Origin of the sequence: Peptoniphilus grossensis (genome assembly GCF_001940285.1) — a bacterium.
Taxonomy (GTDB): Bacteria; Bacillota; Clostridia; order Tissierellales; family Peptoniphilaceae; genus Peptoniphilus_A; species Peptoniphilus_A faecalis.
Genome location: NZ_MJIH01000001.1, coordinates 275,489 through 302,054, shown reverse-complemented (window position 1 = coordinate 302,054; position 26,566 = coordinate 275,489). Strand labels below are relative to the sequence as shown.

At 29.9% G+C, this 26,566-nt stretch carries 23 protein-coding genes; 20 read left to right on the top strand and 3 right to left on the bottom strand.

Going from position 1 to position 26,566, the window contains the following annotated elements; genetic code table 11:
* The first annotated feature begins 53 nt into the window (after positions 1-53).
* From recG to BIV18_RS01430, 12 genes are all read left to right on the top strand, one after another.
* Positions 54-2,087 (top strand): ATP-dependent DNA helicase RecG, encoded by a 2,034-nt coding sequence (gene recG, locus BIV18_RS01485; protein WP_075658968.1) that lies wholly within the window; start codon positions 54-56, stop codon positions 2,085-2,087.
* A 53-nt stretch (positions 2,088-2,140) separates the two neighbouring features.
* Positions 2,141-2,707: a 16S rRNA (guanine(966)-N(2))-methyltransferase RsmD gene (gene rsmD / locus BIV18_RS01480; RefSeq protein WP_075658967.1), complete on the top strand. Its 567-nt coding sequence runs from the start codon at positions 2,141-2,143 to the stop codon at positions 2,705-2,707.
* Positions 2,685-3,170, top strand: a complete 486-nt coding sequence (gene coaD / locus BIV18_RS01475; RefSeq protein ID WP_075658966.1) for a pantetheine-phosphate adenylyltransferase — start codon at positions 2,685-2,687, stop codon at positions 3,168-3,170. Before rsmD ends, coaD begins: the two co-directional genes overlap by 23 nt.
* Positions 3,167-3,607: an ATP synthase subunit B family protein gene (locus BIV18_RS01470; protein ID WP_075658965.1), complete on the top strand. Its 441-nt coding sequence runs from the start codon at positions 3,167-3,169 to the stop codon at positions 3,605-3,607. Before coaD ends, BIV18_RS01470 begins: the two co-directional genes overlap by 4 nt.
* A 211-nt stretch (positions 3,608-3,818) precedes the next feature.
* A complete protein-coding gene (locus BIV18_RS01465) occupies positions 3,819-4,400 on the top strand; it encodes a hypothetical protein (protein ID WP_075658964.1) in 582 nt (193 codons plus the stop codon).
* Positions 4,401-4,404: 4 nt separating this feature from the next.
* Positions 4,405-4,956, top strand: coding sequence for a hemerythrin domain-containing protein (locus BIV18_RS01460; RefSeq protein ID WP_075658963.1), 552 nt, complete (start codon positions 4,405-4,407; stop codon positions 4,954-4,956).
* Positions 4,957-5,058: 102 nt separating this feature from the next.
* Entirely contained in the window at positions 5,059-5,925 is an 867-nt protein-coding gene (locus tag BIV18_RS01455; RefSeq protein WP_075658962.1) for an S-layer homology domain-containing protein, read from the top strand.
* Between the two features lie 74 nt (positions 5,926-5,999).
* The gene (locus BIV18_RS01450; protein WP_075658961.1) at positions 6,000-6,359 is read left to right on the top strand and encodes a hypothetical protein; all 360 of its coding nucleotides are present in this window, start codon (positions 6,000-6,002) and stop codon (positions 6,357-6,359) included.
* Positions 6,360-6,572: 213 nt separating this feature from the next.
* Positions 6,573-7,835: a sodium/glutamate symporter gene (locus tag BIV18_RS01445; RefSeq protein WP_075658960.1), complete on the top strand. Its 1,263-nt coding sequence runs from the start codon at positions 6,573-6,575 to the stop codon at positions 7,833-7,835.
* 819 nt (positions 7,836-8,654) lie between these two features.
* Positions 8,655-9,257 carry a TetR/AcrR family transcriptional regulator gene (locus BIV18_RS01440; RefSeq protein WP_144015191.1) on the top strand — a complete coding sequence of 201 codons (603 nt, stop codon included), beginning with the start codon at positions 8,655-8,657 and terminating at the stop codon, positions 9,255-9,257.
* Positions 9,258-10,976: an ABC transporter ATP-binding protein gene (locus BIV18_RS01435; protein WP_075658959.1), complete on the top strand. Its 1,719-nt coding sequence runs from the start codon at positions 9,258-9,260 to the stop codon at positions 10,974-10,976.
* Positions 10,969-12,711, top strand: a complete 1,743-nt coding sequence (locus tag BIV18_RS01430) for an ABC transporter ATP-binding protein (protein WP_075658958.1) — start codon at positions 10,969-10,971, stop codon at positions 12,709-12,711. The genes BIV18_RS01435 and BIV18_RS01430 overlap by 8 nt, the downstream gene beginning before the upstream one ends.
* Before the next feature lie 238 nt (positions 12,712-12,949).
* On the opposite strand, the gene BIV18_RS01425 is transcribed toward BIV18_RS01430, so the two are convergent.
* Entirely contained in the window at positions 12,950-13,207 is a 258-nt protein-coding gene (locus BIV18_RS01425) for a putative signal transducing protein (protein ID WP_075658957.1), read from the bottom strand.
* Positions 13,208-13,372: 165 nt separating this feature from the next.
* On the opposite strand from BIV18_RS01425, the gene BIV18_RS01420 reads away from it, so the two are divergent.
* The gene (locus tag BIV18_RS01420) at positions 13,373-14,677 is read left to right on the top strand and encodes a sodium-dependent transporter (RefSeq protein WP_075658956.1); all 1,305 of its coding nucleotides are present in this window, start codon (positions 13,373-13,375) and stop codon (positions 14,675-14,677) included.
* Positions 14,678-14,811: 134 nt separating this feature from the next.
* Here BIV18_RS01420 and rpsD read toward each other — a convergent pair whose 3' ends face one another.
* Positions 14,812-15,408: a 30S ribosomal protein S4 gene (gene rpsD, locus BIV18_RS01415; protein WP_075658955.1), complete on the bottom strand. Its 597-nt coding sequence runs from the start codon at positions 15,406-15,408 to the stop codon at positions 14,812-14,814.
* 224 nt (positions 15,409-15,632) lie between these two features.
* Here rpsD and BIV18_RS01410 point away from each other — a divergent pair, with 224 nt between their 5' ends.
* Positions 15,633-16,976 (top strand): oxaloacetate decarboxylase subunit alpha, encoded by a 1,344-nt coding sequence (locus BIV18_RS01410; RefSeq protein WP_075658954.1) that lies wholly within the window; start codon positions 15,633-15,635, stop codon positions 16,974-16,976.
* Positions 16,977-17,092: 116 nt separating this feature from the next.
* A complete protein-coding gene (locus tag BIV18_RS01405; RefSeq protein ID WP_075658953.1) occupies positions 17,093-18,340 on the top strand; it encodes an aminopeptidase in 1,248 nt (415 codons plus the stop codon).
* Positions 18,341-18,547: 207 nt separating this feature from the next.
* Here the strand turns inward: BIV18_RS01405 and lepB are convergent, their stop codons facing one another.
* Positions 18,548-19,066, bottom strand: coding sequence for a signal peptidase I (gene lepB / locus BIV18_RS01400; protein WP_075658952.1), 519 nt, complete (start codon positions 19,064-19,066; stop codon positions 18,548-18,550).
* Between the two features lie 186 nt (positions 19,067-19,252).
* On the opposite strand from lepB, the gene BIV18_RS01395 reads away from it, so the two are divergent.
* From BIV18_RS01395 to BIV18_RS01375, 5 genes are read left to right on the top strand one after another with little or no spacing between them, the layout of a single operon-like run.
* The gene (locus tag BIV18_RS01395) at positions 19,253-20,773 is read left to right on the top strand and encodes a YifB family Mg chelatase-like AAA ATPase (protein WP_075658951.1); all 1,521 of its coding nucleotides are present in this window, start codon (positions 19,253-19,255) and stop codon (positions 20,771-20,773) included.
* A complete protein-coding gene (dprA, locus tag BIV18_RS01390; protein WP_075658950.1) occupies positions 20,774-21,853 on the top strand; it encodes a DNA-processing protein DprA in 1,080 nt (359 codons plus the stop codon).
* Between the two features lie 25 nt (positions 21,854-21,878).
* Positions 21,879-23,960, top strand: coding sequence for a type I DNA topoisomerase (topA, locus tag BIV18_RS01385; RefSeq protein WP_075658949.1), 2,082 nt, complete (start codon positions 21,879-21,881; stop codon positions 23,958-23,960).
* Positions 23,953-25,395, top strand: a complete 1,443-nt coding sequence (locus BIV18_RS01380) for a GspE/PulE family protein (RefSeq protein WP_075660355.1) — start codon at positions 23,953-23,955, stop codon at positions 25,393-25,395. Before topA ends, BIV18_RS01380 begins: the two co-directional genes overlap by 8 nt.
* Complete coding sequence (locus BIV18_RS01375; RefSeq protein WP_075658948.1) at positions 25,392-26,561, top strand: type II secretion system F family protein; 1,170 nt, start codon at positions 25,392-25,394, stop codon at positions 26,559-26,561. Before BIV18_RS01380 ends, BIV18_RS01375 begins: the two co-directional genes overlap by 4 nt.
* The last annotated feature ends 5 nt before the right edge of the window (positions 26,562-26,566 follow it).

The following is a 26,566-nucleotide window of genomic DNA, read 5'->3' as shown; positions in this document are numbered from 1 at the left end:
TAATTTAGATTTAAGCCCGAAGTTTTTCTTTGGGCTTTTGTAGTAGGAGAATTATGGTTAAGTTAAGTGATTCTATAAAAAATTTAAAGGGAATTGGACCAAAGAAGGAGAAACTTTTCCACAAGCTTGGGATTTATTCACTAGAGGATCTTTTATTATATTATCCAAGAAGATATGAGGATAGTTCAAAAATTGTAAGGATTTCAAATGCAATAATAGGCGAAAAGAACACTTTTAAGGTGAGAATTATATCAAAACTTCAAAATAGAAGAATAAGAAAGGGTCTTACTCTGACTAGTTTTCTAGCGGAAGATGGAAGTGGAGAGGCGGAGCTATCTTTTTTTAATGCCTTTTACTTAAATTCTAAAATAAAAATTGGAAGTGAATATTTAGTATATGGAAAGGCTGAATTTTTTAGGGGAAGGATTAGCATAAGTAGTCCTGAAATTGAAGATATACATAATTTAAAAAAACTTGGTAAGATTTCCCCAATTTATAATTTAACTGAAGGGCTAAACAATTTTGCCTTCGAAAATGCAATAAGCCAAATAATAAACTTAAATTTATTTGAAGAAAACTTGCCAGAGGAAATTTTGAGAAAGTACTCTCTAATAAATAAAAATCACGCCATAAAAAGCATTCACTATCCTAGTAGCAGAAAAAATTACATTCAAGCTCGTGAGAGATTAATTTATGAAGAATTATTTTTATTTGAACTTTCTATTTTAAAAAATAAATTTCAAAATGAAAGAAGAGATGCTATAAAATTTGAAATTAAAGATAAAGTTTTTAATTTTATAAAGGATCTTCCCTTTAAATTAACTAAGGGACAACAAAATGTAGTCGATGAAATTTTTTCTGACATGAAAAAGGGGAAATCAATAAATAGACTTATCCAGGGTGATGTTGGAAGCGGTAAAACAATTATTGCAATTATAATAATGTATCTTGCGTACTTAAATGGCTATCAATCCTCTATTATGGCGCCAACAGAAATTTTGGCAAAGCAACATTTTAAATCTTTTGTAGAGCTTTTAGAACCTCTTGGAGTAAAGATAGCACTGTTAATAGGTTCAACTACAAAAAGTGCAAAAAGAGACATCCTAGACAATTTGGAAATGGGTTCCATTGATATATTAATAGGAACTCACGCTCTCATAGAAGAAAATGTAATTTTCAGAAAATTGGGAGTAAATGTAATTGACGAACAACATCGTTTTGGTGTATTGCAAAGAAATATGCTTCAAAATAAAAATAAGAAGGCAGCAACAATTGTAATGTCAGCGACGCCAATACCGAGAAGCTTAAGTTTAGTTCTCTACGCAGATTTAGATATTTCTATCATAAAGACTATGCCATTGGGCAGAAAACCGATTAAGACTATTGCAATAAATGAAAATATGCTAGATAAAGCTCTTAATTTTATTAAATCTGAGCTTTCGAAAAATAGACAAGCTTATGTAATTTGTTCTTTAATCGAAGAAAATGAAGATTACGAAAATTTGCAGGCAGTCGAAAAAGTTTATGACGAGTTAAAGAGTTTTTTTTCTGGATATAGCCTTGGACTTCTCCATGGAAAGATGAAAGCAGATGAAAAGAATAAAATTATGACTCAATTTGCAGAGAACAAAATAAATTTACTTGTATCTACAACTGTTGTTGAAGTTGGAGTAAATGTGCCAAATGCAAGTGTAATTATGATTTATAATGCAGAGCGTTTTGGACTTTCAACTCTACACCAACTTCGCGGGAGAGTAGGAAGAGGGGAATATCAATCCTATTGTATACTTTACAACCTTTCTAAGAGTGAAGTTTCTTGGGAGAGAATGAAAATTATGACGGACTCAAATGATGGATTTTATATTGCGAATAAAGATTTAGAACTTCGTGGTTTTGGAGATATATTAGGAACTAGACAATCAGGTATGCCAAATTTAAGACTTGCAGATCCCTTTAGAGATGAAATAATTTTAAAATATGCAACAGAGGATGTGAAAAATATTTTGGAAGAAGATCCAAATTTAGAGAGCAAAAAATATTTTTATTTAAATAGAGAAATAGCTGATTTTTACTCAGATTTGAACTAATATCTTTTATTCTCTCTTGACTTATGGTAAAATAAAACTAATTTGGAGGCTTTATGAGAATAATTTCAGGAAATAGACGAGGACTTAAATTAAAGGCACCAGAGGGCTTTGATACGAGACCAACAGAAGACAGAGTAAAGGAATCAGTTTTCAATATCTTGGGACAAAATTTTTTTGACGATATTATCCTAGATTTATTCTGTGGTAGTGGTGCAAATGGAATTGAATTTATTTCGAGAGGGGCAAAAAAAGCTTATTTCGTTGATAAATCAAAGGAAGCAATAGATTGTGTAAAATATAATTTAGATAAGGCAAAATTTTTAGATTATGCGGTTATAATTGAAGATCACTTGAATAAAGCCCTTAGAAGTTTAGATATAAGGTTTGATTATATTTATATGGATCCACCCTTTGATAGGCGTGATTTATACAAAAAAGCCTTTAAACTAATTAGAGAAAAGAGATTATTAAAACCAGAAGGACAATTAATTGTGGAATATAATTCTGATATTCCACTTTTAATTGGAGAGGGTTTTGTGGAAATGAAAAATAAAGAATATGGAAATACATCAATTTCCATATGCGGATGGGATATAGATGAAGGCAATATATGCGGGTAGCTTTGACCCAGTAACTAATGGACATTTAGATATTATAAAGAGAGCAAAGGATATTTTTGGAGAGGTAATTGTCGCAGTTCTTGACAACACTTCAAAAAAAGAATTATTCACAGTTGAAGAGAGAAAAGAGCTTCTTCACAAAGTACTAAAGGGTGTAGAGGGAGTGGAGATAGATTCTTTTGATGGACTTCTAGTTGACTATGCAAAGAAAAAAAATTGTAAAGTGATAGTAAGAGGACTTAGATCAGCTTCTGATTATTTTAATGAATATACACTTGCTATGGCAAATATGCATTACAAAGACGGCGTCGAAACTGTTTTTTTATTGGCATCAAATGAAAATTTATTTGTGAGCTCAACGCTTGCTAAAGAGGTTTCAACCTTTGACGGAGATACAGATTTATTCGTGCCTCCTGTTGTAGGAGAAGCTATGAAGAAAAAATTACTTAGGAGGAAGATATGAATTTAATTGATTTAGTTGAAGAACTGGAAGATCTTGTAGAAACATCATCACAAATACCGCTTACTAATAAGGTAATGGTTGATAGAGATGAATTTTTGGAAATTGTAAACGAAGTAAAAATGCAAATTCCAGGAGAAATTTCTGAAGCACAAAAAATTGCAAAGGACAAAGACGAAATAATTAATGGAGCACATGACGAAGCGGAAAAAATAATTGCAGCAGCAAGAGCTCACTCAGAAAAGATTATTGACGAAAATGAACTTGTAAGACAAGCTAATGAGAGAGCATCAGAAATTTTAAAATCTGCAAAAGAAGAATCTACTCAAATTAGAGAAGGTGCGAGAGATTATGCAGATGAACTTCTTGAAAATACACAAGTTAATTTATCAGAAATAATTAAAATGCTTAATGAAAATAGACAAGAATTAAGAGGATAATTTAATATTTTTAAAGAAAAATGAGAAGCTATACTGATGTATTGCTTCTTTTTTTCTCTTGATTTAAAATTTCACATAGTGGATTTATAATATATTTTAGCAAAAATTTTTTAGTAATTTATTATTAATGCAATAATATTTTTACTTGTGACTTTTATCACATTATTTTTTTGATTATAATGATATTATTTCATGAGAAATGAGGGATAAGATGAGTTTATTTTTAGGACGCATTCACTACATTATGTACGAAAAAATCATTTTCCAAGAAGATATTTTAGAAAGTTTATTAAAATTTTTGGATAAGGATGAAAGTGCTAAGTTAAAAAAAGATTTAGATAGAGAATTTCCAATTGAAAGAGGAGAACTTGAAGATATAATCGACACAAGTAATATTCACGCTTGGCTTGACAAAAGGGTTGTGAGAAGTGAAAATAGACTTGCAAAGGCAGTTTCAATTTTATTAAAAAATTTTGATTTAGAAAAAATAAAAAATAAATTTTTTGAAATTGGCAAAAATTATAATGGAGGGAAAACCCCTCTTGAGGCTTTTAATTTTATAACTTCGAAATTTTTGGATGGAATGCCTTGTGATCATGCACTTGCAATTTTAAAAAATGATAAAGATGAACTTGTATTTACTGTAGAAAAAGATGTTCATGAAAGTATTTGGAAGAATTATGTTGATCCAAAAAATTATTGGATACTTCGCGACAATTTTATTGAGGGGAGTTTAAAATCCTCCAATATAAAATTTGAAAAGATAGATGAAAATTATATACTTAGGAAGTGATTAAATGAATACTTTAAAAGAAACAATTAATTATCTAGAAGATGAGCATAAAGAAATTTTAATTTTTTGTGATAGAATGGAAGAAAAATGCCTTGAAATATTAAACGGAAACGTGGACAAGGAATTTTTTAAAAATGCAATAATTTATATAAGAAAATACGCAGATGGAAGGCATCACAAAAAAGAAGAAGATATTTTATTTAAGGCAATGTTAGAAAATCTTGGACCAGTTGCAGAAAAAGTTGTGCGTGGCGGAATGCTTGTAGAGCATCAAATGGCAAGAGGATATGTAATGGAACTTGAAAATAATTTAAATTTATTTGAAAAATCTAAGTCAGATCTTACAAAACTTCATATACTTACAAATGCCATGGCTTATGTTGAACTTTTGAGGAGCCATGCTACTAAGGAAAATAACACAGTCTATCCCTTTGCAGACAAAAATCTTCCTGAAGATGTGAAGAAAAAAGTTTCAGAGGAAATGAAAATAAAAATCCAAGAAGAAAAAAAGGATAACAGTGAGAAAATAAATTTAATTAAAATATTAGGAATTTAATCACTTTAGCTTGATACCAAAAAGATTACAAATTGATTACAAAGTTTAATTTTCAAAGATTTTCACCTTAATATTTGTTATTATAAGAACTTGAGGTGAAAAATGAAAAAAATATTTATATTGATTATAATTTTAATTGCAATGCCAATAAGTGTTTTTGCATCAAAGGAAGTTGCAATGCCCCTTAATGTCAGTGCAGTTAAAGAAAGTGAAGTATATAATTTTGAAATAAAAAATGCAAAAGACAAGGACATAATTGAAATTGAAGTAAAAAGCGAAGGCAATGACGTAAAATCTAAGATTACAAAAAATGTATTTGTAAAAAACAACAAAAAATATATTTCTCTTGCTCAAAGAGAATTGGATTCATTAGTTGGACCATCAACAGGATACACTTTTAGACTTAGGTTTGCCAAAAATGATGGCAAGTCAAATTTTACAGATGAATTACATCTTGGAAAGGCTCCAATTTTTAGAAATTACAGCAACTGGGCTTACAATGATTTATTAAAAGCAGAAGAATTAAAACTTTTCTCTAAAGAAGTTGCAAAAAATACAAGAGAAAAAATTACACGTGAAGAATTTGCCGAAATTGCTGTCAAGGCTTATGAAATTAAGTACAAAAGAAGCGCTCAAGGTTCAGTAAAACAGTTTAAAGACACTGACAATAGATACGTGAATATGGCATACGACCTTGGCATAATGAAGGGAAAGAATAGAGAAAAATTTGCTCCAAGGGATCATATTACAAGGGAAGACTATGCCATTGTAATTTCAAATTTATTTAAACTAGAAAAGAGCAAAGATTTAAAAATTAAGGATGCCAAAAAGATTTCTAATTACGCAAGAGATTATGTTAACAATGCTATAAATGGTGGATATTTAAATTTAGATGAAAAGAATAATTTTGATCCAAAAAGAGAAATTACGAGGGAAGAAGTTATTTCTTCAATAGTGCGTCATATTTGATAAAAAATTTACAAAAATCTTTAAATTGTATATAAAATTTTATAATTGTGATATAATACTTCCAAGGTGAGGTAATGAAAAAAGTAATTTTTGACATTAGCCCACTTGGAAGTTTTCAATTTTCTTGTGAGGCTTACATGATTTATTATAGAGAAAAATATGGACAAGATATTTTTTTCTACACTAGAAAAAATGGGAAATATATAAGGATAGAGGACGAGGAAGAGTTAAAACATCTTAATAGCAGAGTAATCACAAATAAGGATCTTGGCTATGAGATAGATTGGATTCCTCATGATTCTGAAGCTAGAGTAAAACCCTTTTCAGAAGAATTGGAAGATGATGAATTACTTATAAAAATAGTGGAAGACCTTGGCGAAAACGCAAGTTGGAAAAATTCTAAAATGAAAGTCGTAGAACTTCAAGAATGTTAATTAAGTTAAGAAGAGAAGAGAGATTCATTTATGAATCTCTTATTTTTATATAAACTTTCAATAATATATAAAAAGGTTTTCTTTAATTTTTTGAAGAAATATTATAAAAAGATTGATAGAAAAAGGAAAAATATTGTGATATCATAGTTTATCATAATAATTTTTATAATTTTATAAGCTTATTATGATAAAAATTTTATTGGAGGTTTTAGTATGACATTAGAACACGTTCTTAGTTATTTTGGAACTTATACTCCCGGTAAAAATGGCGAAGTTGCAAGTTTTGAATTTGAATACCTTTGTACATTAGGTATTGCTGCTTTAGTAATTTTTGCTGGTAGATGGTGTGTAAGTCATTCATCTGCTTTAAAGAAATATGCAATTCCTGCACCAGTTGTATCAGGACTTATATTTTCTATTATTGTTGCAATTATTAAATTATCAGGAATTATTTCCTTTAGTTTTGATGCAAAAATTACAAAGGATCTTGCACAAAATATATTCTTTTTAACAGTTGGATACGGATTTTCTGCATCTTTATTTAAAAAAGCAGGAAGAAAATTGATTTTTAATATTGCTTTTGCAGCTTGCTTATTGATAACTTTGCAAGACATTATTGGAGTACTAGTTGGCAAGGCAATAGGCATGCATCCATTGTTTGCACTTCAATGTTCATCTGCAGCTATGTCAGGTGGAGTTGGAACTGCATCTGCCTTTGGACCAATTTTTGCTGAATGGGGAGCACCTGATGGAGTAACAGAAATTGGGGTTGCCGCTGGAACAATGGGAAATATTATGGGTTCATTAATTGGTGGACCTGTAGCAGCATTTTTAATTAGCAAATATAATTTAAAAGCGGATCCAAATGATAAACCAGAATCAGAACTTAGCGATAAAGTAGCACCTTTAGTTGACAGTAGAATGATTGTGGCTTTTGCCATGGTTTTACTAATATCTGCTCTAGGTATGCCAATTTATTTCTTGCTTGACAGCATTCCAAAAATTGAGATGCCTAAGTTTATAGGTTGTTTATTTGCTGGAGCTATTGCAAGAAATATTATTGAAAAGCTTAAAAGAGACACCTATGTATCTGAAGTTAGCGCTATCGAGCATATGTTCCTTGAACTTTATCTTGCGCTAGTTCTTATGACAATAGATATTACTAAATTATTAAGCCATTTAGGACAAATGGGAATAGTTTTAGCAGCTCAAGCAGTTCTTATGGCATTGTTTGCAATTTTAATTTCTTACAATTTGTTTGGTAGAAATTATGGAGCGGCAGTTATGGCAGCAGGAAACTGCGGATGGGGTTGTGGCTCTGGTCCAAATGCAGTAGCAAATACAAAAGCAGTAATGGATACTTATGGATACAATAATATTGCTTGGGTACTATATCCTTCCTTTGCAGTAATAATTGACGATATTTACAACCCAATTTTCTTATCCTTCTTTGGTAAGATAATAAGCGGTTCTTAATTACAAAATAAAACTCCCTTTGAATTTCTTTAATAGAAAATTGGAGGGAGTTTTACTACATATGTAAGAATGTATAGTGATGCCACAAGGAAGACTACTTTTCATAAAAAATCTTTGTACATTTGTGAATGATGTGATATTAATATCAAAATATCAAAATATAAAAATAAATATCCTATATACTAATCTATTATTGGGAGCTAGCCAATAATAGATTTTGTTTTACCTAAAAGTTAAAAAATTTAGAGTTTGCATTGGTAATCTATTTGATTTATATAATACCTTTCGCTTGATTTTAAATCAAAAATATAAATATTTATAAAATCTCTCATTATTATTTCTATGACTTCTTTCGACTTTAATATTATGTTTTGCCTTCTAGGTCTTATTAAATGATTTTCATGCCTATTTTATTACATAAAATATCAAAGAGATGTATTTTTTTGTTTCCTAAAAATGAGTAAATTAAAATCCTTATCTATTTGTATAATATCCAAATAATCATTGCCCTTTTACACCAATATTTTTTGGAGCATCATAAGGTTTATAATGCAAGATTTTTTCTTTTTAACCATATCTTTAAAATATCCAAATTTTCTAAAAACTCTAAATAATGAACCGAGATGTCTTTTATATTCTTTATTAAGCCTAAGCTTTGCATGTAATTCTATCATGAAAATATTAGGATTTCTTTTAATATAGTTTTTATCTATAAAATTTCCTCATGTATAAATAATTTTATAATCAAATATGTATTGAAAATAAATATCAATAATGATATTATAATAACGACACCGGTGTCGGTATAGGAGGATGTTTATGGCTAAAAAAATGATTGCTGACGAAAGAAAAAAACAAATTCGACAAGCAGCTATAAAAGTGTTTTTAAATAAGGGATTTAGAAATACTGTTATGAATGACATTATGGAAGAAACAGGACTTTCAAGAGGAGGTCTTTATCATCATTATGGCTCAACTTATGAAATTTTATATGATCTCATGATGGATGGAAATTTATATAGAAGAAATATTATTCAAAAATCAATCAATGATGAAAATTTAAGGCTAAGTCCAAATTTTTTTTCTAGAATTATCGTGGATAAGATGCTTGCAGAGAGCGATTATGCAAAAATTTATGTTATGTTTTTATGCGAGTTGAAGGAAAATGAAGATTTGAAAAACTTATATATGAAGCTAAAAAAAGAGTCCATTCAAGTATTTAAAGAATTGTTTTCTAGCTTGTCTATTGATATACCATCTGATGAAACCTTTGAGTTTATGATTAATATTATAAATTCCGGCTTGATGGCTTGTGAGGTTTTGGGAGCTCGTGCTAATTTTATAGAGAATAAGAAATATATCATGGAAATGATAGATACCTATTTCGCAAAGGTGTTGAATTCAAAGGAAGGAGCTAAATAAATGGATTTAATAAATAAGTATATAAAGGAGAATAAAATACAATATTTTATATCTGTGTTGTTTGCAATACTTGGGGTAATATCAAATCTTTTTGTATATATTATCCTAAGTAAGGTGATTGTATCTTTGATTGATGGGAATCAAGATTATAATTATTATATGCAAAAGATATTTTTAATCTTTTCTTGCCTTTTAGTAAAAGAAATATTTATGTCTTTATCAACAGCGATTTCCCACAAAATAGCTTATCAAATAATAAGAGATATAAGAAAAAATCTTATGGAAAAATTATTTAAAATGCCTCTAGGAGATATATTAAATGAGTCTACTGGCAAATTAAAGGACATAATAGTAAATCAAGTTGATAATACTGAAACAACTTTAGCTCATATTATACCTGAGATGACAGCAAATTTAGTTGGACCTTTAATATTGTTTATTTATATGTTGGTTTTAGATTATAGACTAAGTCTAATATCTTTAATTCCATTATTTATTGGTGGAATTTTTATGAGTGGACCTATGAAAAGGATGAAAGTAAAATTTCCACAAGCAGTTAAAATTGGTCAAGATATGAATAATTCTATAGTTGAGTATATCAATGGGATTGAGGTTATTAAAACATTCAATCAAGGAGAAAAATCCTATAAAAAATACAGTGAGAATGTATATAAAAAGGCAAATTATTATTACAATTGGATGGGAGAAAACACAAGGGATTATGCGATAAGTATGTCCATAGCACCAGTTGGCATTTTGACTATCATACCATTTGGACTATATTTTTGTATGAAAGGAAGCTTAGATGGTGGAGTGTTTTTAACATTGATAATACTTTCTTTTGGCACTATACAAAATATAATGCGAGTGATGACATTTGAAGATGATATTGGAAGGATATCAACAATTTTTGGAGAAATTAAAAACATACTTAATTCGAGAGAATTGTATCATAAAGATGATAATTCTGAAATAAAAAATTACAATATAGAGCTAAAAAATGTAGATTTTTCTTATGAGAAAGATATACAGGTGATAAATAACTTAAATATTAATATAAAAGAAGGCAGTTCAAATGCCTTAGTTGGCGAATCTGGTTCTGGGAAGTCAACTATTGCAAAACTAATAGCAGGATTTTGGGATGTAGATAATGGTTCTATAAGTATAGGGAATGTAGATATTAAAAGTATGTCTCTTGAAAAACTATCTAATATAATTTCCTATGTATCACAAGATAACTTTCTTTTTGATATGTCAATCATGGAAAATATTAGGATAGGAAATAGAAGTGCAAGTGATAAGGAAATAATTGAGGTATGTAAAAAATCAGCCTGCCATGATTTTATAATGAATTTATCAGAGGGATATGAAACAAGAGTTGGTGAAGCTGGCAGCCTCTTATCTGGAGGAGAAAGACAAAGAATATCTATTGCTCGTGCAATGATAAAGAATGCACCAATCATAATTTTAGATGAAGCAACTTCTTATATTGATCCTGAAAATGAGGCTTTAATTCAAGATGCTATATCAGAATTAGTAAGAGGAAAGACTTTAATTATAATAGCACATCGTTTAAATACGATAACTAATGTAGATAAGATATTTGTAATTAAAAATGGATACCTTGCAGACCAGGGCAGCCATGATGAGCTCTTGCAATCATCAGAAGACTATCACAATCTATGGGAAACTGCTTTGAAAGGAGAAAAAAATGATTAGTGTTTTTAAAAAGATATGGAATTTTTCTATAGGCGAGCAAGTATATATAAAAAAATCAATTCTTGATAACTTTTTAGGGGCTATATTTAATGCCTTTCAATTTGCTGCAATTTACCATGCAATTTTAGGAGTAGTGAACAAAGATATAAGTTTAAAAACTATAGGAGTATCAAGCTTATTTTTAATAATCAGTGTTCTAGGACTTATTATTTCAAAAAATTCATCCATGCTAAAACAAACGCATGCTGGATATTTTATGGCTGCTGATAAGAGGATTGAACTTGGAGAAAAAATAAAAAGGGTTCCTATGGGATTTTTTTCAAATTTAAGTTTGGGAAATTTAACAACAATTGCAACTACAAATTTAGACAATGTTGAAACTTGGGTTCCTAGTTTATTTATTATGGTTTTTGGTGGTATGTTAAATGCTATTGTTTTTATATTGTCCTTATTTTTCTTTTCCTATAAGGTTGGTCTTGTAGCGATAATTGGCTCCGTTGTATTTTTGTTAATTATATCTCTTATGCAAAAAAAGTCGAGAGAAAATGCAGATAAAATTCATAAAATCCAAGTATCATTAACAAAAGATGTCCTATCAACATTGCAGGGAATGCAGATTATAAAAGCCTATAATCTTGGAGGAAGTAATAATAAGAAACTTGAGAAAAGCTTTGATGATGCAAGCAAGTCATCTTTTGCTTTAGAGAAAACAGTAGTACCTTATACTTTATTAGCTAAAATCATAATAGCAATCACAATTTGCACTATGTTATTTGTATCTGTAAAGACATACTATAATGGACAAAGTCAATTAGTTAATACAATTATGATATTTGTTGCAAGTTTTGTTATATTTGATGGACTTATTGCATCTGGCTCTGCGCTTGCCATGTTAAGGCTGGTAGAAAATGCTGTTGATTCCTACGAATATACAAAAGCTATAGAAGATATGGCAGAAGGTGAAATTATTGAAACTATAAAAAATCATGACATAGTTTTTAATAATGTATCTTTTTCCTATAACGATAGACCTATTCTAAAAAACATAAATTGCAATATAGAAAAAAATACAATGACGGCAATAGTTGGCCCAAGTGGATCAGGAAAGACAACTTTCTGTAATTTAATAGCTAGATTTTGGGATGTAAACTCTGGCAAAATTTTAATCGGTGGCAAAAACATTAAAGACTATACTATTGAAAATTTAATGGATAATATCTCTATGGTTTTCCAAGATGTTTATCTCTTTGAAGACACCATAGAAAATAATATAAAATTTGGCAAACAAGATGCAAGTCATGAGGAAGTTGTTGAAGCTGCGAAAAAGGCAAGATGTCATGAATTTATAGTTGGTCTTCCGGAAGGATATAACACTTTAATCGGAGAGGGAGGAGCAAGCCTTTCAGGAGGAGAAAAGCAAAGGATCTCTATAGCAAGAGCTATGCTAAAGGACGCAGACATAATTATTTTTGATGAAGCAACTGCAAATATAGACCCAGAAAATGAAGATAAACTAAAAGAAGCCATAGAGTCCTTGACAAAAAATAAAACGATTATCATGATTGCCCATAGACTAAAGACCATAAGAAATGCAGATCAAATTTTAGTTTTAAAAGATGGAGAAATTGTTGAAAGAGGAAATCACGATGAACTCATTAAAAACAATGGACTCTATTCAAATTTAATTAATGCAAAATCTAAGGCTGAATCATGGAAGCTTGGAAATAAAGTCTAATTAATATTAGAAAGAGTTTCTTTCATTTTAGAGGACTAATCATGCAAAGTGCAATAGTCCTCCTTTTTATTTTCAAAAAATAAACTGGAATGAAAAGGAGGAGATGTCTAAGGAAAAACATATGAATGGAAAAACAATTAGAGATTTAGCAAAGGAAAAAGATGTATTGTACACAAATTATTTCACAAAATCATACATTTTCATATAAGTTTTTATTGTTTTGTAATTAATAAATAAATTAGTCAAAGATCAAATCGTCATTGTCGTCATTATCATTCATAAAGTAAATCAAGAGTTCGTTTGCAGTATCAAAATCATTCTCTGAAACATATATTCCCTTTTCATAAAGCGAAAATCCAGAAATTAGCCTCATATAATCGCCCTCGTCTTTTACGAAATAGGGAATTGAATTGTCTTCTAAGAAAGCACAAATTTCATCAAATAAAAGTTTATTGGTAGAAGTAACGAGTTTTACATATTCAATGTCTTTTTTCATAATATCACCTAAAAAGATTATACCCTTAATTATAAAAAATTAAATTTTATTAAAACAATTTATTAAATTTATTAGAAAATAAGGGAACAATACTTTAACGCTTTTATCTATTTAAAAAATATTAATTTTGTGATACTATTCTAGTGTACAAAAAAGGAGGAGCGTATGTCAAAGCAAAATGAAGGATTTTCATCGATCCTTGGATTTATTATGGTTGCCATTGGCCTTGCCTTAGGAATAGGAACTCTTTGGAGATTTCCCTATGTAGTTGGCGAAAATGGTGGAGCAATTTTTATATTTTTATATATTCTAATTATTTTAGTAATAGGAATTCCTCTTATGACTTGTGAGGTTACAATAGGTTATGCGACGGGAAACGCAGCTATAGATGCCTATAAGACTCTTAAACCAAATACTAAATGGTACTTGTCAGGATATCTTCACACACTTGCAGCATTAATTATAGTGGGATATACTTCAGTTATTTATGCATGGATTATAAAATATATTGCTGGAGCTATAAGTGGAGATTTCGTTGGACTTACAAGCGAAGGTATACAAAATTATTTTGATACTTTTAATGCAAATAAACCAATAGTATTTTTGTTTTTCTTAATTAACTTCCTATTAAATGACGCAGTAATTATTTTGGGAGTTCAAAAGGGAATTGAAAGAGTTTCAAAAATTTTAATTCCAATTTTATTTGTAATTATGGTTGTAATAATAATCTTTGGATTAAGACTTCCTGGTGCAATTGATGGCGTTAAGTTTTTATTTAAACCAGATTTTTCTAAATTCTCAATGAATTCAGTTATTGTATGTCTAGGTCAGGCGTTTTTTGCACTTGGTCTTGCAATGTTGGGTTCCATGGTTTTTGGTTCTTATATTAAAGAAAAGGACGAAAATATTTTTAAGGATTCATCAGTAATATGTCTTGCACTTGTATTTGCAGGAATTTTATCTGGACTTATGATTCTTCCAATTGTATTTGCAACTGGACTTACACCGGGAGAAGGAGTTGGACTTACATTTTTAACCCTTCCACTTGCCTTTAATGTAGTGCCCTTTGGAAGAGTACTTTCAATTTTATTTTACTTCGGATTTTACATTGCAGCTTTCACTTCATCTGTTGGCGTATTAGAAGCAATTGTTGGACAATTTATGGAGAGATTTAAATTAGATAGAATTAAAGCATTAATCCTTGCAAGTGTTATTATAATTGGAATTGCAGCATTATCTATTTTCTATGATCCAGCCTTTGCATTCATAGACAATGTGGAAAGTAATTATATTTTAGTAATTGGCTGTCTTTTAATCGCACTTTTCTCTGCAAGAGCATGGAAAATGGAAAATTTAATTGAAGCGGCAAATATAAAAAGTCCCTTTGTCAGAATGTGGATGAATGTAAGTATAAAATATATTTCACCAATTGTTATTGTCATTATATTCTTTAGTCAATTTATAAAATAAAACTTGCATGGCCTTGTCATGATTTTTATAAAAAAACTGAGCAGCACGCCCAGTTTTTTATTTATATATTTAAGCTTTTTAATAAGGAAAGTTTACAATAAAAAAAGACCGCGCTGGGTCCTTTTCCGTTGTAATTACATATTCTTTGAATAAAATTCAACGATTAATTGGTCTTCAATTTCTATTGGAATATCTTCTCTATTAGGTAGAGAAACTAAAGTTGCTTTAAAGTCTTCATCTTTAGAAATGTAAGGATAATTTACAACTATGTTAGTGTTGTAGTTTTCTTTAAATAAATCAACTTTTCTTCCCTTAGCAGATAATGCAATTACATCAGATGCTTCACATCTGTAGGAAGGAATATTTACTTTCTTTCCATTTACAGTTAAGTGACCATGAGTAACCATTTGTCTTGCTTGTCTAATTGAAGATGCAAAGCCCATTCTGTAACATAAATTATCAAGTCTTCTTTCAAGGAATGTTACTAAGTTAGGACCAGTTTGGCCTTGAGTTCTTTGAGCTTCTTTGAATAGATTAACAAATTGTCTTTCAAGCACCCCGTAGTATGCTCTAAGTCTTTGTTTTTCTAAAAGTTGCTTACCATATTCAGTAAGTTTTTTATCACTTCTTGCAGTACCCTTTGTAGCTCTTTTCATTGCTTTTGGGTGACCACATACATTTAGTCCAAGTCTTCTTGATTGCTTGAACTTTGGATCCATCATTTTTGCCATTTTAATCAAACTCCTATAAATTTTCGCCGCGATAATTTATAAGCCGATAGCATTATACTAGAAATAGAGGTTTTTGTAAAGAAAAAAATTGAAATTAGAAAATTTTATAAGCTAACAAAGATTATTTGTTAAGAAAGCATTTATTTAATGAAAATTTTAAATAAATTATGTTATACTAAAAATATAAATAAGAGATATCTTTCGATTAATTGTTAGGAGGATTTATGAAAAAAATTGAATTTGTTGACACTGTCCTTCGAGATGCCCATCAATCACTAATGGCAACGAGAATGACTTATAAGGATATGGAACCTGCACTTGATAAGCTTGACAAAGTTGGATACAAGGCTTTAGAATGTTGGGGAGGAGCGACTTTTGACTCATGTATTAGATATTTAGATGAAGATCCATGGGAAAGAATTAGAAACATAAAATCTCATTTAAAAAACACAAAGACTCAAATGCTTCTAAGAGGTCAAAATCTTTTGGGGTATAAAAATTACCCCGATGATGTTGTAGAAAAATTCGTTGAACTTTCTGTTAAAAATGGAGTAGATATAATAAGAATTTTTGACGCATTAAATGACCTTAGAAATATTGAAACTTCACTTAAAGCTGCTAAAAAAGCTGGTGCAGAAGCACAGGTTGCGATTTGTTATACTACATCAAAAATTCACACAATAGAATATTTTACAAATCTTGCTAAAAATGTTCAAGAAATGGGTGCAGATTCAATAGCAATCAAAGATATGGCGGGAATATTGACTCCGCCAATATCAAGAGATTTAGTTAAGTCACTTAGAAAAGTAATTGATATTCCAATAGAACTCCACACTCACGAAACTACTGGATGCGGTTCTATGACCTATCTTAAGGGTGTTGAAGAAGGTGCAGATATTTTAGACACTGCCATTTCACCATTCTCTGGTGGAACAAGTCAGCCTCCAACAGAAACTCTTGCAATAATTTTAAAGGAAGCAGGATATAAGGTCGATCTAAACTTAGATGTTTTAAATGAGCTTGCACCTTATTTTCAAGAAGTTAAAAACAAGTATTTGAACAATGGAACTTTGAGAGTAAAAATGCTTACAGTTGATCCAAAGGGACTTATCTATCAAGTGCCTGGTGGTATGCTTTCAAATTTAAACTCTCAACTTTCAGCTGCAAAGCAAGAGCATTTATTTGACAAGGTTCTTGCAGAAGTGCCAAATGTTAGAAGAGACATGGGTTATCCGCCACTAGTTACTCCAATGAGTCAAATGGTAGGAACTCAGGCATCTTTTAATGTTATGACTGGAAAGAGATACAAGATGGTTCCAAATGAAATCAAGGATTATTTAAAGGGACTTTATGGAAAAACTCCAGTTGAAGTGGACGAAACTTTTAGAAAATCTATAATAGGCGATGCTGAAGTAATTACAGATAGACCTGCAAATCACTTAGAGCCAGCTCTTGATAAATACAAAACTGAAGTAGGAGATCTTGCAAAATGCGAAGAAGATGTTTTAACTTATGCATTATTTCCACAAGTTGCAAAGGACTTCTTGGCAAAAAAATATAGCAAATAATTTAAATACTATTAATACTATTGGCAAGTCCAATAGTATTTTTTTGCAAATAAAAATATTTTGTTGTATTATTTTTCTAGATAATAAACATTATATATAATTGAAAGGAAGATAATATGAATTATAAAAATTTTGTTGTCAATGACTATATAGAAATCTATGCAGAATTAATTCTAAAGATTGGACTAAAAATCAAAAAGGGCGATAGACTTGTAGTGAGATGTCCAATAGAAGCTAGAGATTTTGCTATTACTTGTACAAAAAAGGCCTACGAACTTGGAGCAATTGAAGTTGTAATGGATTATAGAGATCCAATAATTTCTAAGTTAAAATACGAAAATGAAAGCGTGGAAGTTTTAACGGATATACCAAAGCACAAAGTAGATAAAGAAAATTATTACATGGAGAAAAAGGCAAAATATCTTTCTATAACTGGATCTGACCCCGATGTATTTAAGGGAATTGACTCCGAAAAACTATTCAAAGCAAATCTTGCAAATTCAAAGGCATTAAAGGACTTTTCAGCTAAGATGATGGCAAATTATGTGTCATGGATAGTTGTTGGAGCAAGTATTCCATCATGGGCTACAAAAGTTTTTCCTGACTTAAGTGAGGATGAAGCTGTAAAAAAATTATGGTATGAGATTTTTAATTCTGTAAGACTTTTTGAAGAAGATCCAGAAAAAGCTCTTGAAGAACATGTAAATAATTTAAATAAATATAGTGCATTTTTAAATGAAAATAAATTTGAAAAACTTATTTACAAATCAGAAAAGGGAACTGACCTTGAAGTTTGTCTTCCTAAGGGATATATTTTCGCAGGAGCTGGAGATGTAAATAGCGATGGCGAAGAATTTATTGCAAATATGCCAAGCGAAGAAGTTTTTTCTGCACCAAGACTTGATGGAGTAAATGGAAAAGTTTATTCAACAATGCCACTTAATTACAATGGAAATTTAATTGAAGACTTTTATTTAGTTTTTAAAGACGGAGAAGTAATTGATTACGATGCTAAAAGTGGAAGAGAATATTTAAAAAATATAATTGAAACAGACCAAGGTTCAAAAAGACTTGGAGAAGTTGCTCTAGTTTCACATAATACACCAATTTCCATGAGAAAAGTTTTGTTTTACAACACACTTTATGATGAAAATGCATCTTGCCATTTTGCCCTTGGCAAATCATATCCAAGTTGTATAGAAAATGGAGAAAAACTTACAATTGAAGAATTAAAAGAAAGAGGCATGAATGATTCATTAACTCATGTGGATTTTATGGTTGGCGACGAAACGACAGAAATAGTTGGCGTAAAAGAAAATGGAGAAAAAGTACAAATTTTTAAGGATGGGAATTTTGTAATATAATAATAAAAAAGTGATGCTGCACAATAGATATTCTATTCTGCTCATCACTTTTTTATTGAATATTTGAATTAGCATTATCTTTTTTGATTAATAAATTATAAAATTGAAGTAAACAATAAATAAAAATTATATTAAATAACTTTGTGTAAAATGTTAATAATTACAAAACAGATATTAGTAAGTGATAAAATTTTTGACTACATCATATTAATCTCCATTAATAAATTTTTTAGAATTAAGTGGAAAAATTCTAAAAAAAGGCTTAGAAACTACAGTATCTGTCTTTATAGGCCCAAAATTTCTCGAATCATAGGATCCATTTAAAGTTCTATTATCCCCGATGACAAATAATTCGTCTTCACTAAGTGAAAAAATTTCTTTATCTGAGTATGTATATGAACCGTCTACTAAATAATATTCATTTAATCGATTTCCATTTACATAAACAGAGCCATCAATTATTTCTATTTTATCCTTTGGAAGCCCAATAATTCTTTTGACAAGTAGCTTATTTTCATCTTTAGATTTAAAAACTATAATATCACCTCTTTTGTATTCTTTTTTAAATTTATAAAAAGAACTAGATAATATTACATCTTTTGGATGAAGAGTTGGATACATAGATGTTTGATTTACTATTACTACATTAAATACAAAGAATCTGAGAAATAGTGCCAATAAAAAGGCAAATAATATTACTTTAAAATCGTGATAATACTTTTTCATTTTATCTAAATATAACCCCTTTATTTAATAATAATAATAATAAATAATTAATTAGAAGTCAATTTAAAACACATAATCTTTAACCAATAATAAAAGGTAAATAATTAATAAAAATGAAAATATTATGAAAATATTTTCATAAACATGGTAGAATATAATTAATTAATAGATAAAATAGGAGGAAATATGTATTCTTGCACAAAAACTTGTACATTAACTGGACTCAATGGCTATCCAGTTGATGTTGAAGTTGATCTTTCAAATGGGATGCCAAAAATTATACTAGTAGGACTTGCTGAGACTGCAGTAAAAGAATCCACAGAGAGAGTAAAATCGGCAATAAAAAATTCTGGTTACGACTTTCCAAAAAAGAGAATTACAATAAATTTAGCTCCTGCTAATTTGAGAAAAGACGGGACACAACTTGACCTTGCAATTGCGGTAAGCCTTTTAAGTTGCGATGAAAGTTTAGAACTCGACTATAGTCCTTACATATATATGGGTGAACTTGCACTGGATGGCAAGGTAAATAAAATTCAGGGAGCACTTCCCATGGTAATTTCCATGCGAGAAAAGGGCTACAGAAAATTTATCGTGCCTTATGAAAATAGAAAAGAATGTGTAATAGTTAGCGATGTTGAAATCTATCCAGTAAAAACTTTAGAAGAAGTAATTTCTTTTTTAAGGGGAGAAATTAAAATTGAAAGATGTGTCGGAAATTTTACTAGGGAGAAGGTTTCTTATACAGTGGATTTTTCTGACATAAAGGGACAGGAAAGTCTAAAGAGAGCGCTTGAAATTTCTGCTTGTGCAAAATCCAATATTTTAATTTTAGGTTCACCTGGATCGGGAAAAACAATGGCAGCAAAGAGATTTCCAACTATTTTGCCAGAACTTGATTTTGAAGAAGCAATAGAAGTAACAAAAATTTATTCAATCTCAGGGCTTTTAGACGACAATGCACTTATAACTAAGCCACCTTTTAGAGCGCCACATCACACAGCATCCGCAGTTTCATTAATTGGCGGAGGTAAAATTCCAAAGCCGGGAGAAATTTCCCTTGCAAATAAGGGAGTATTGTTTTTAGATGAGTTGCCAGAATTTTCAAAATCGGTTTTAGAAGTTTTGCGTCAACCAATGGAATCTAAGGATATAATAATATCTCGTGCAAATGCCAGCGTTAGATATCCAGCAGATTTTCAACTAGTTGTGGCATTAAATCCTTGTCCATGTGGTTATCACAATTCTAAAACTCATGAGTGTAATTGTTCGCCTTATGAAATTCAAAGATATCTTTCAAAAATTTCTCATCCTTTGCTTGATAGAATTGATATTCATTTAGAGGTTCCTGAAGTTGAATATAAAGAAATTTCTTCTGAAAGATCTGGCGAAAGCTCTGAAGTTGTAAGAGAAAGGGTAAAACATGTTAGAGAAATTCAAAAAGATAGATTTAGAGAGGAATCTTTCAAATATAATTCAGAAATTCCTGAGGATAAATTAAAAAAATACTGTGCATTAGATAGCACTTCAGAAAAGATTATGGAACTTGCTTTTAAAAAGTATGGCATGAGTGCAAGGACTTATAATAAAATTTTAAAAATTTCAAGGACTATTTCTGACATGGATGGATGTGAAAACATTAAAGAGGATCATGTTTTGGAGAGCATACAATATCGAACTATGGACAAAAAGTTTTGGGGTAATTAGATGAATAGAAGAGATCTACTAATTTTTTTAAATGAGATAAATTTCTCAAGTGAAAATTCTTTAAAGATTTTAAATTATTTAATAGACAGGAATATTCCAATTGAAGATTTTGATACCATTGATTATTTTAAGGAAAAGGTTTTGTCAAAGAGAAGTTTCGACAGATTAAAGGAAAAGGCCAAAGATTTTAATTTAGTTGTCGATGAAGTTAAGGAGAAAATCGACTTAATTGGAGTTAAAATTACCACAATTTTAGATGATGAATTTCCTAAGTCTCTTAGATATATAATGAACCCACCTTCAGTTTTATATATAAAGGGAAATTTAAAGATTTATAATCCAATTGCCTTTGTTGGTGCAAGGAGTCATTCTTCTTATGGAAATATGGTTGTAAATAAAATAATTGATAGTATGAGTAATTATGATTTTACAATTGTAAGTGGGATGGCTTATGGGATTGATTCGCTTTCACATAAAAGAGCTTTAAAAAACAATTTAAATACAATTGCAGTTCTAGGTACGGGAATTGATGTAATTTATCCAAAGTCAAATAAGGAACTATATGAAGAAATTTCAAAAAAAGGTGCAATAATTAGCGAGTTTGCCTTGGGAACAAGTGCGAATAAATTTACATTTCCAATTAGAAATAGAATTATATCTGGTCTTTCAAAAACTGTTGTAGTGGTAGAGGCAAAGGATAAAAGCGGAAGCTTAATAACTGCGAGACTTGCTGCAGAACAAGGAAAAGAAGTTTTTGCAGTTCCGGGAAATATTACTTCAATTTATTCTGTTGGAACAAATAAGTTAATTCGAGACGGTGCAATTCCTTTAGTTGAGATAGAGGATATTTTAGATTATTATCCAAATCTAAATAAAAACAAGGTTTATGAAGAAAATATTGAAATGGATGCAGAAGAACTAGCTGTGTATAATTTAATTCAAAGGGGAATAAATAACACTAACGATATTTGCAATAATTTAAGGAATGAGGTATTTTATATAAACAAGATATTGACAAAATTAGAACTCAGAGGAATTATAGAAAAAATTTCTATGAATGAGTTTCAAATTTTAAAATAGATTTTAGGAAGAGGGAGATGGTATTTTGGCAAAAAATCTAGTAATTGTAGAGTCGCCAACTAAGGCGAAGACAATAAAAAAGATGCTTGGCTCAAATTACAAAGTAATTGCATCAGTTGGTCATGTTAGAGATTTACCAAAATCAAAACTAGGTATTGATATAGAAAAAAATTTTGAACCACAGTATATGAACATATATGGCAAGGGGCCTCTTATTAAGGAAATTAAATCTGAAGCTAAAAAGGCTGATAAAATAATTCTTGCAACCGACCCCGATAGAGAGGGAGAAGCAATTTCTTGGCACCTTTCACATATTTTGGAAATGGATCCAGATGATAAGAATAGAGTTACCTTTAACGAAATAACTAAGGATACAGTAAAAAGAGAAATTAAGAATCCAAGAGCAATTGACATGAATCTTGTGGATGCTCAGCAGGCAAGACGTGAATTAGATAGGCTTGCAGGTTATCAAATATCTCCATTATTGTGGAAAAAAGTAAAGGCTGGTCTTTCTGCTGGCAGAGTTCAATCTGCAGTTTTAAAGCTAATATGTGACAGAGAAGAGGAGATAAATAATTTTATTCCTGAAGAGTATTGGACTATTCAAGCAGATTTGAGAGTTGGAAGAAGAAAACTTTTAGCGGATTATTATGGAATAAAAGAAAGTGGAAAAGCTAAAAAAGTCGAATTAAAGTCAGAAGATGATGCAAATAGAGTACTTAAAAATATTGATGAGGAAAATTTTATTGTTGATTCTGTAAAAAAAGGAAAGAGAGTAAGAAAGGCTCCAAATCCTTTCACAACTTCAACTATGCAACAAGACAGCTCAAGGAGAATAAATTTCTCAACGAAAAAAACTATGATGGTAGCTCAAAGACTTTATGAAGGAATAAAACTTCCAAAGGAAGGTTCAGTAGGTCTTATAACTTATATGAGAACAGACTCTACGAGAATTTCTGTTGAAGCACAAAATGCTTGCCTTAATTTTATAGAAAAAAATTATGGAAAAGAATATTTAGGGAAAAAGCATGCACCAAGTAAAAAGAAAAATGAAAATGTTCAAGATGCCCACGAGTGTATTAGACCTACAGATGTAACAAAAACACCATATTCAATTAAGGATTCTCTATCAAAGGATGAATTTAAATTATATTCATTAATATGGAGTAGGTTTGTAGCATCACTAATGTCAAATGCGATTTATGATACTGTTTCCGTAGATATTCTTTCAAAATCTCAATTGTTTAGAGTTGCAGGTTCAATTTTATCTTTTGATGGTTTTTTAAGAGTTTATAACTATTCAAATGAAAAGAACGCAGAACTTCCATCACTTGAAGAGGGACAAATCTTAAAATTAAAAGAGATAAACAAAGAACAGCATTTTACAAGCCCACCTCCGAGATACAATGAGGCATCATTAATAAAAGAACTTGAAGCATTGGGAATAGGGAGACCTTCAACTTATTCACCTACTATTTCAACTCTCCAAAGTAGGTACTATGTAGTTCTTGAAGAGAAAAAATTTGTACCAACAGAATTGGGACAAACAGTAAATGAAATTTTAGTTGAAAATTTCAAAAATTTAGTAGATAAAAAATTTACTGCTGAAATGGAATTTGAATTAGACGAAATTGCTGCGGGGAAAAAACAATGGAAAGAGTTAGTTAGATCCTTTTATGATGACTTGAAAAAGGATTTAGACAAAGCTTATGAAAATATAGAAAAAGTTGAAATAGAAGATGAAGTATCTGATGAGATTTGCGAAAAATGCGGACGAAATATGGTTATAAAGATGGGGAGATATGGAAAATTTTTGGCTTGCCCAGGTTTTCCAGAATGCAGAAATACTAAGTCACTTGTAGAAAAAATTGGAGTTAAATGTCCAGAATGTGGCAAGGGAGAAATTGTAGTTAAAAGAAGTAAAAAGGGAAGAATTTTTTACGGATGTGACCAATATCCTAAGTGCGAATTTGTATCTTGGAATAAACCTATAAACGAAAGATGCCCAAAATGCAATAGTATTTTGACAGAGATGGAATCTAGAGATAAAAAGATAATCAAGTGTAGCAATAATACTTGTGATTATAGGAGAGATGAAAGTGAGTAATTTTTCTTTTGATATTAAAAGTATATTCAGCGAAAATTATTGCCGAAAGAATTTCGTAGTTCCTGCAAGAGAAGAAGGAGACATAGTTGTCTTCTTCTCTTTACATATTGACGAAATTTTAAAATACAATCTTCAAGAAAAATTACAGAGAAAAGTAATTTTAGAAGAAAGTTCTAAAGAAAAGATTTTAAATGAATTAGACAAAATATATAAAGATGAGAAGAGAGATTTTATAATAGAAGATATCAATTCAAACTATGAAGATTTGTCAGTAAGTAATATCGACGAAAAAGAAGATTCTCCTGCAGTTAGACTTTTAAACTACATTTTAAGGGAAAGCATAGAAAGAAATGCCAGCGATATTCATATTGAGTCTAGATTTGAAAATATAATTGTTAGAATAAGAATTGACGGTGCATTAAACACATTAATTGAGCTACCAAAAAAGATTTATCCTCATCTTGTAACAAGGATAAAAATCCTTTCAGAATTAGATATTTCAGAAAAGAGACTTCCTCAAGATGGTCGATTTAGCTTTAATTTTGATGATGAAAAAATAGATATTAGAGTTGCCACAACGCCTACAGGAACTGGTGAAAAAATAGTTCTAAGAATTTTAGACATTCAAAGAATTTCTTATACACCAGAGGGAATAGGTCTTGTCGGTGAAAATTATGAAAAAGTGATGAACTTAATTAGTCAGCCTTCTGGACTGATTTTAATTTGCGGACCAACATCTTCGGGCAAGACATCAACACTTTATACACTTTTGCGAAAAATCCAAGATGAAGACATAAATATTATGACAATTGAAGATCCCATCGAATATAAAATTGATGGCATAAACCAAATTGAAGTAAATCAAAATACAGGGCTTTCCTTTGAAAAGGGATTGAAGGCTATATTAAGAATGGATCCTGATAAAATAATGATTGGTGAAATTAGAAATGAAGATACAGCTCATATTGCAATTTCATCCTCAATTACTGGACACCTAGTTTTATCTACTCTTCACACTGAAAGCTCTCCAGCATCAATAGGAAGGCTTATTGATATGGGAATTGAACCCTATTTAATTTCAGCTGGTTTAATTGGCGTAATTTCACAAAAACTTATAAGAAAATTATGTCCTAATTGTAGGGAAAAGATAAAAAACACAAATTCAATTATAGATAATGAATATGTATTTAAAGCGAAGGGCTGTGATAAATGTAATGGAGGTTACAGTGGAAGAACGGCGGTATTTGAAATTATGATTATAGACAGTGAAATTCGCGACATGATAAGTAGGCGTGAAAGTATAAAAAATATTAAAAATTTTGCAATTGAAAGGGGTATGAATACTTTATCAAGTGAGATTTTAAAATTGATTAAAAAAGGCGAAACAACTTTTGAGGAGTATTTTAAACACATACATACTGTTGGTGAACTATGATTTATAAATACAAGGCCTTTAGAGGCAGTGAAAAGATCAAGGGAAACATTGATGCAATAAGTATTAAAGATGCTAAGGAAAAGTTAAAAAGAGAAGGACTTAGGCCAATAAAAATTGAAGAAAACATTGAATCAAGTAATTCCTTTAATTTTAAAAGAAAGTTAAAAAACGAAGATCTTTATATTTTATTTAGACAACTGGCCCTATTAATAAATTCAGGAATTAATATTGAAAATGCCTTTGAAATTTTAATCGGGGAATTTTCTGAAGATAAGAGTAAAATATTAAGCAGCATAAGGGATAATCTCAGAAGTGGGATTTCTCTATCTGAATCCATGGAAGAAACACATTCTTTTCCAAGTCTTGTTACAAACATGGTCTATGTTGGAGAAAACACGTCAAGTCTTGGTAAAATTTTTAATAGTTTGTCAAATTATTACATAAAAAAGAGAGAAACAAACTCAAAAATTACAGAAGCCTTGGCTTATCCAATTATTCTTTTGATTACTTCATGTTTTGTAATAAACTTCTTGATTATAAATGTAATACCAAATTTTATGGAAATTTTTAGTGCAAATGACAATTTGCTGCCACTTCCTACTAGAGTCTTAATAAGTTTTTCAAACTTTTTATATAAAAATTATATTTATATAATTTTAATTATATTATTTTTGATAGCGATTACATTAATATATCATAGAAAAAATCAAAGAACCTTTCACAAAATTTTTTTGAAACTAAAGTATTATAGAATGACAAAGAGTTTAGAATTTACATTTAACATGGAGCTACTTCTTGGTGCAGGGCTCACAATTGATAGAAGTCTTGAAATTCATTCAAATATGGAAAAAAATGTCGTCCTAAAAAGCAAATTTTTAGAAATTTTAAGAGATATAAAATCTGGAGAATCTTTTTATAATAGCGCTGCAAAAATAAATGTATTTCCAAAGATTTTAATTTCCATGATTCATGTGGGAGAAGAATCTTCAAACTTAAGAGAAGTTTTTAAGATTATGTCTGGATTTTATGACGAAGAACTAAACAATTATAACAAGAAGTTTTTAGGAGTTCTCGGTCCAATTTTAATAATAATTATGGCATTAATAATTGGATTCATAGTGATATCAATTGCACTGCCGGTTTTCGATATGGTAAATCAATTTTAGGAGGA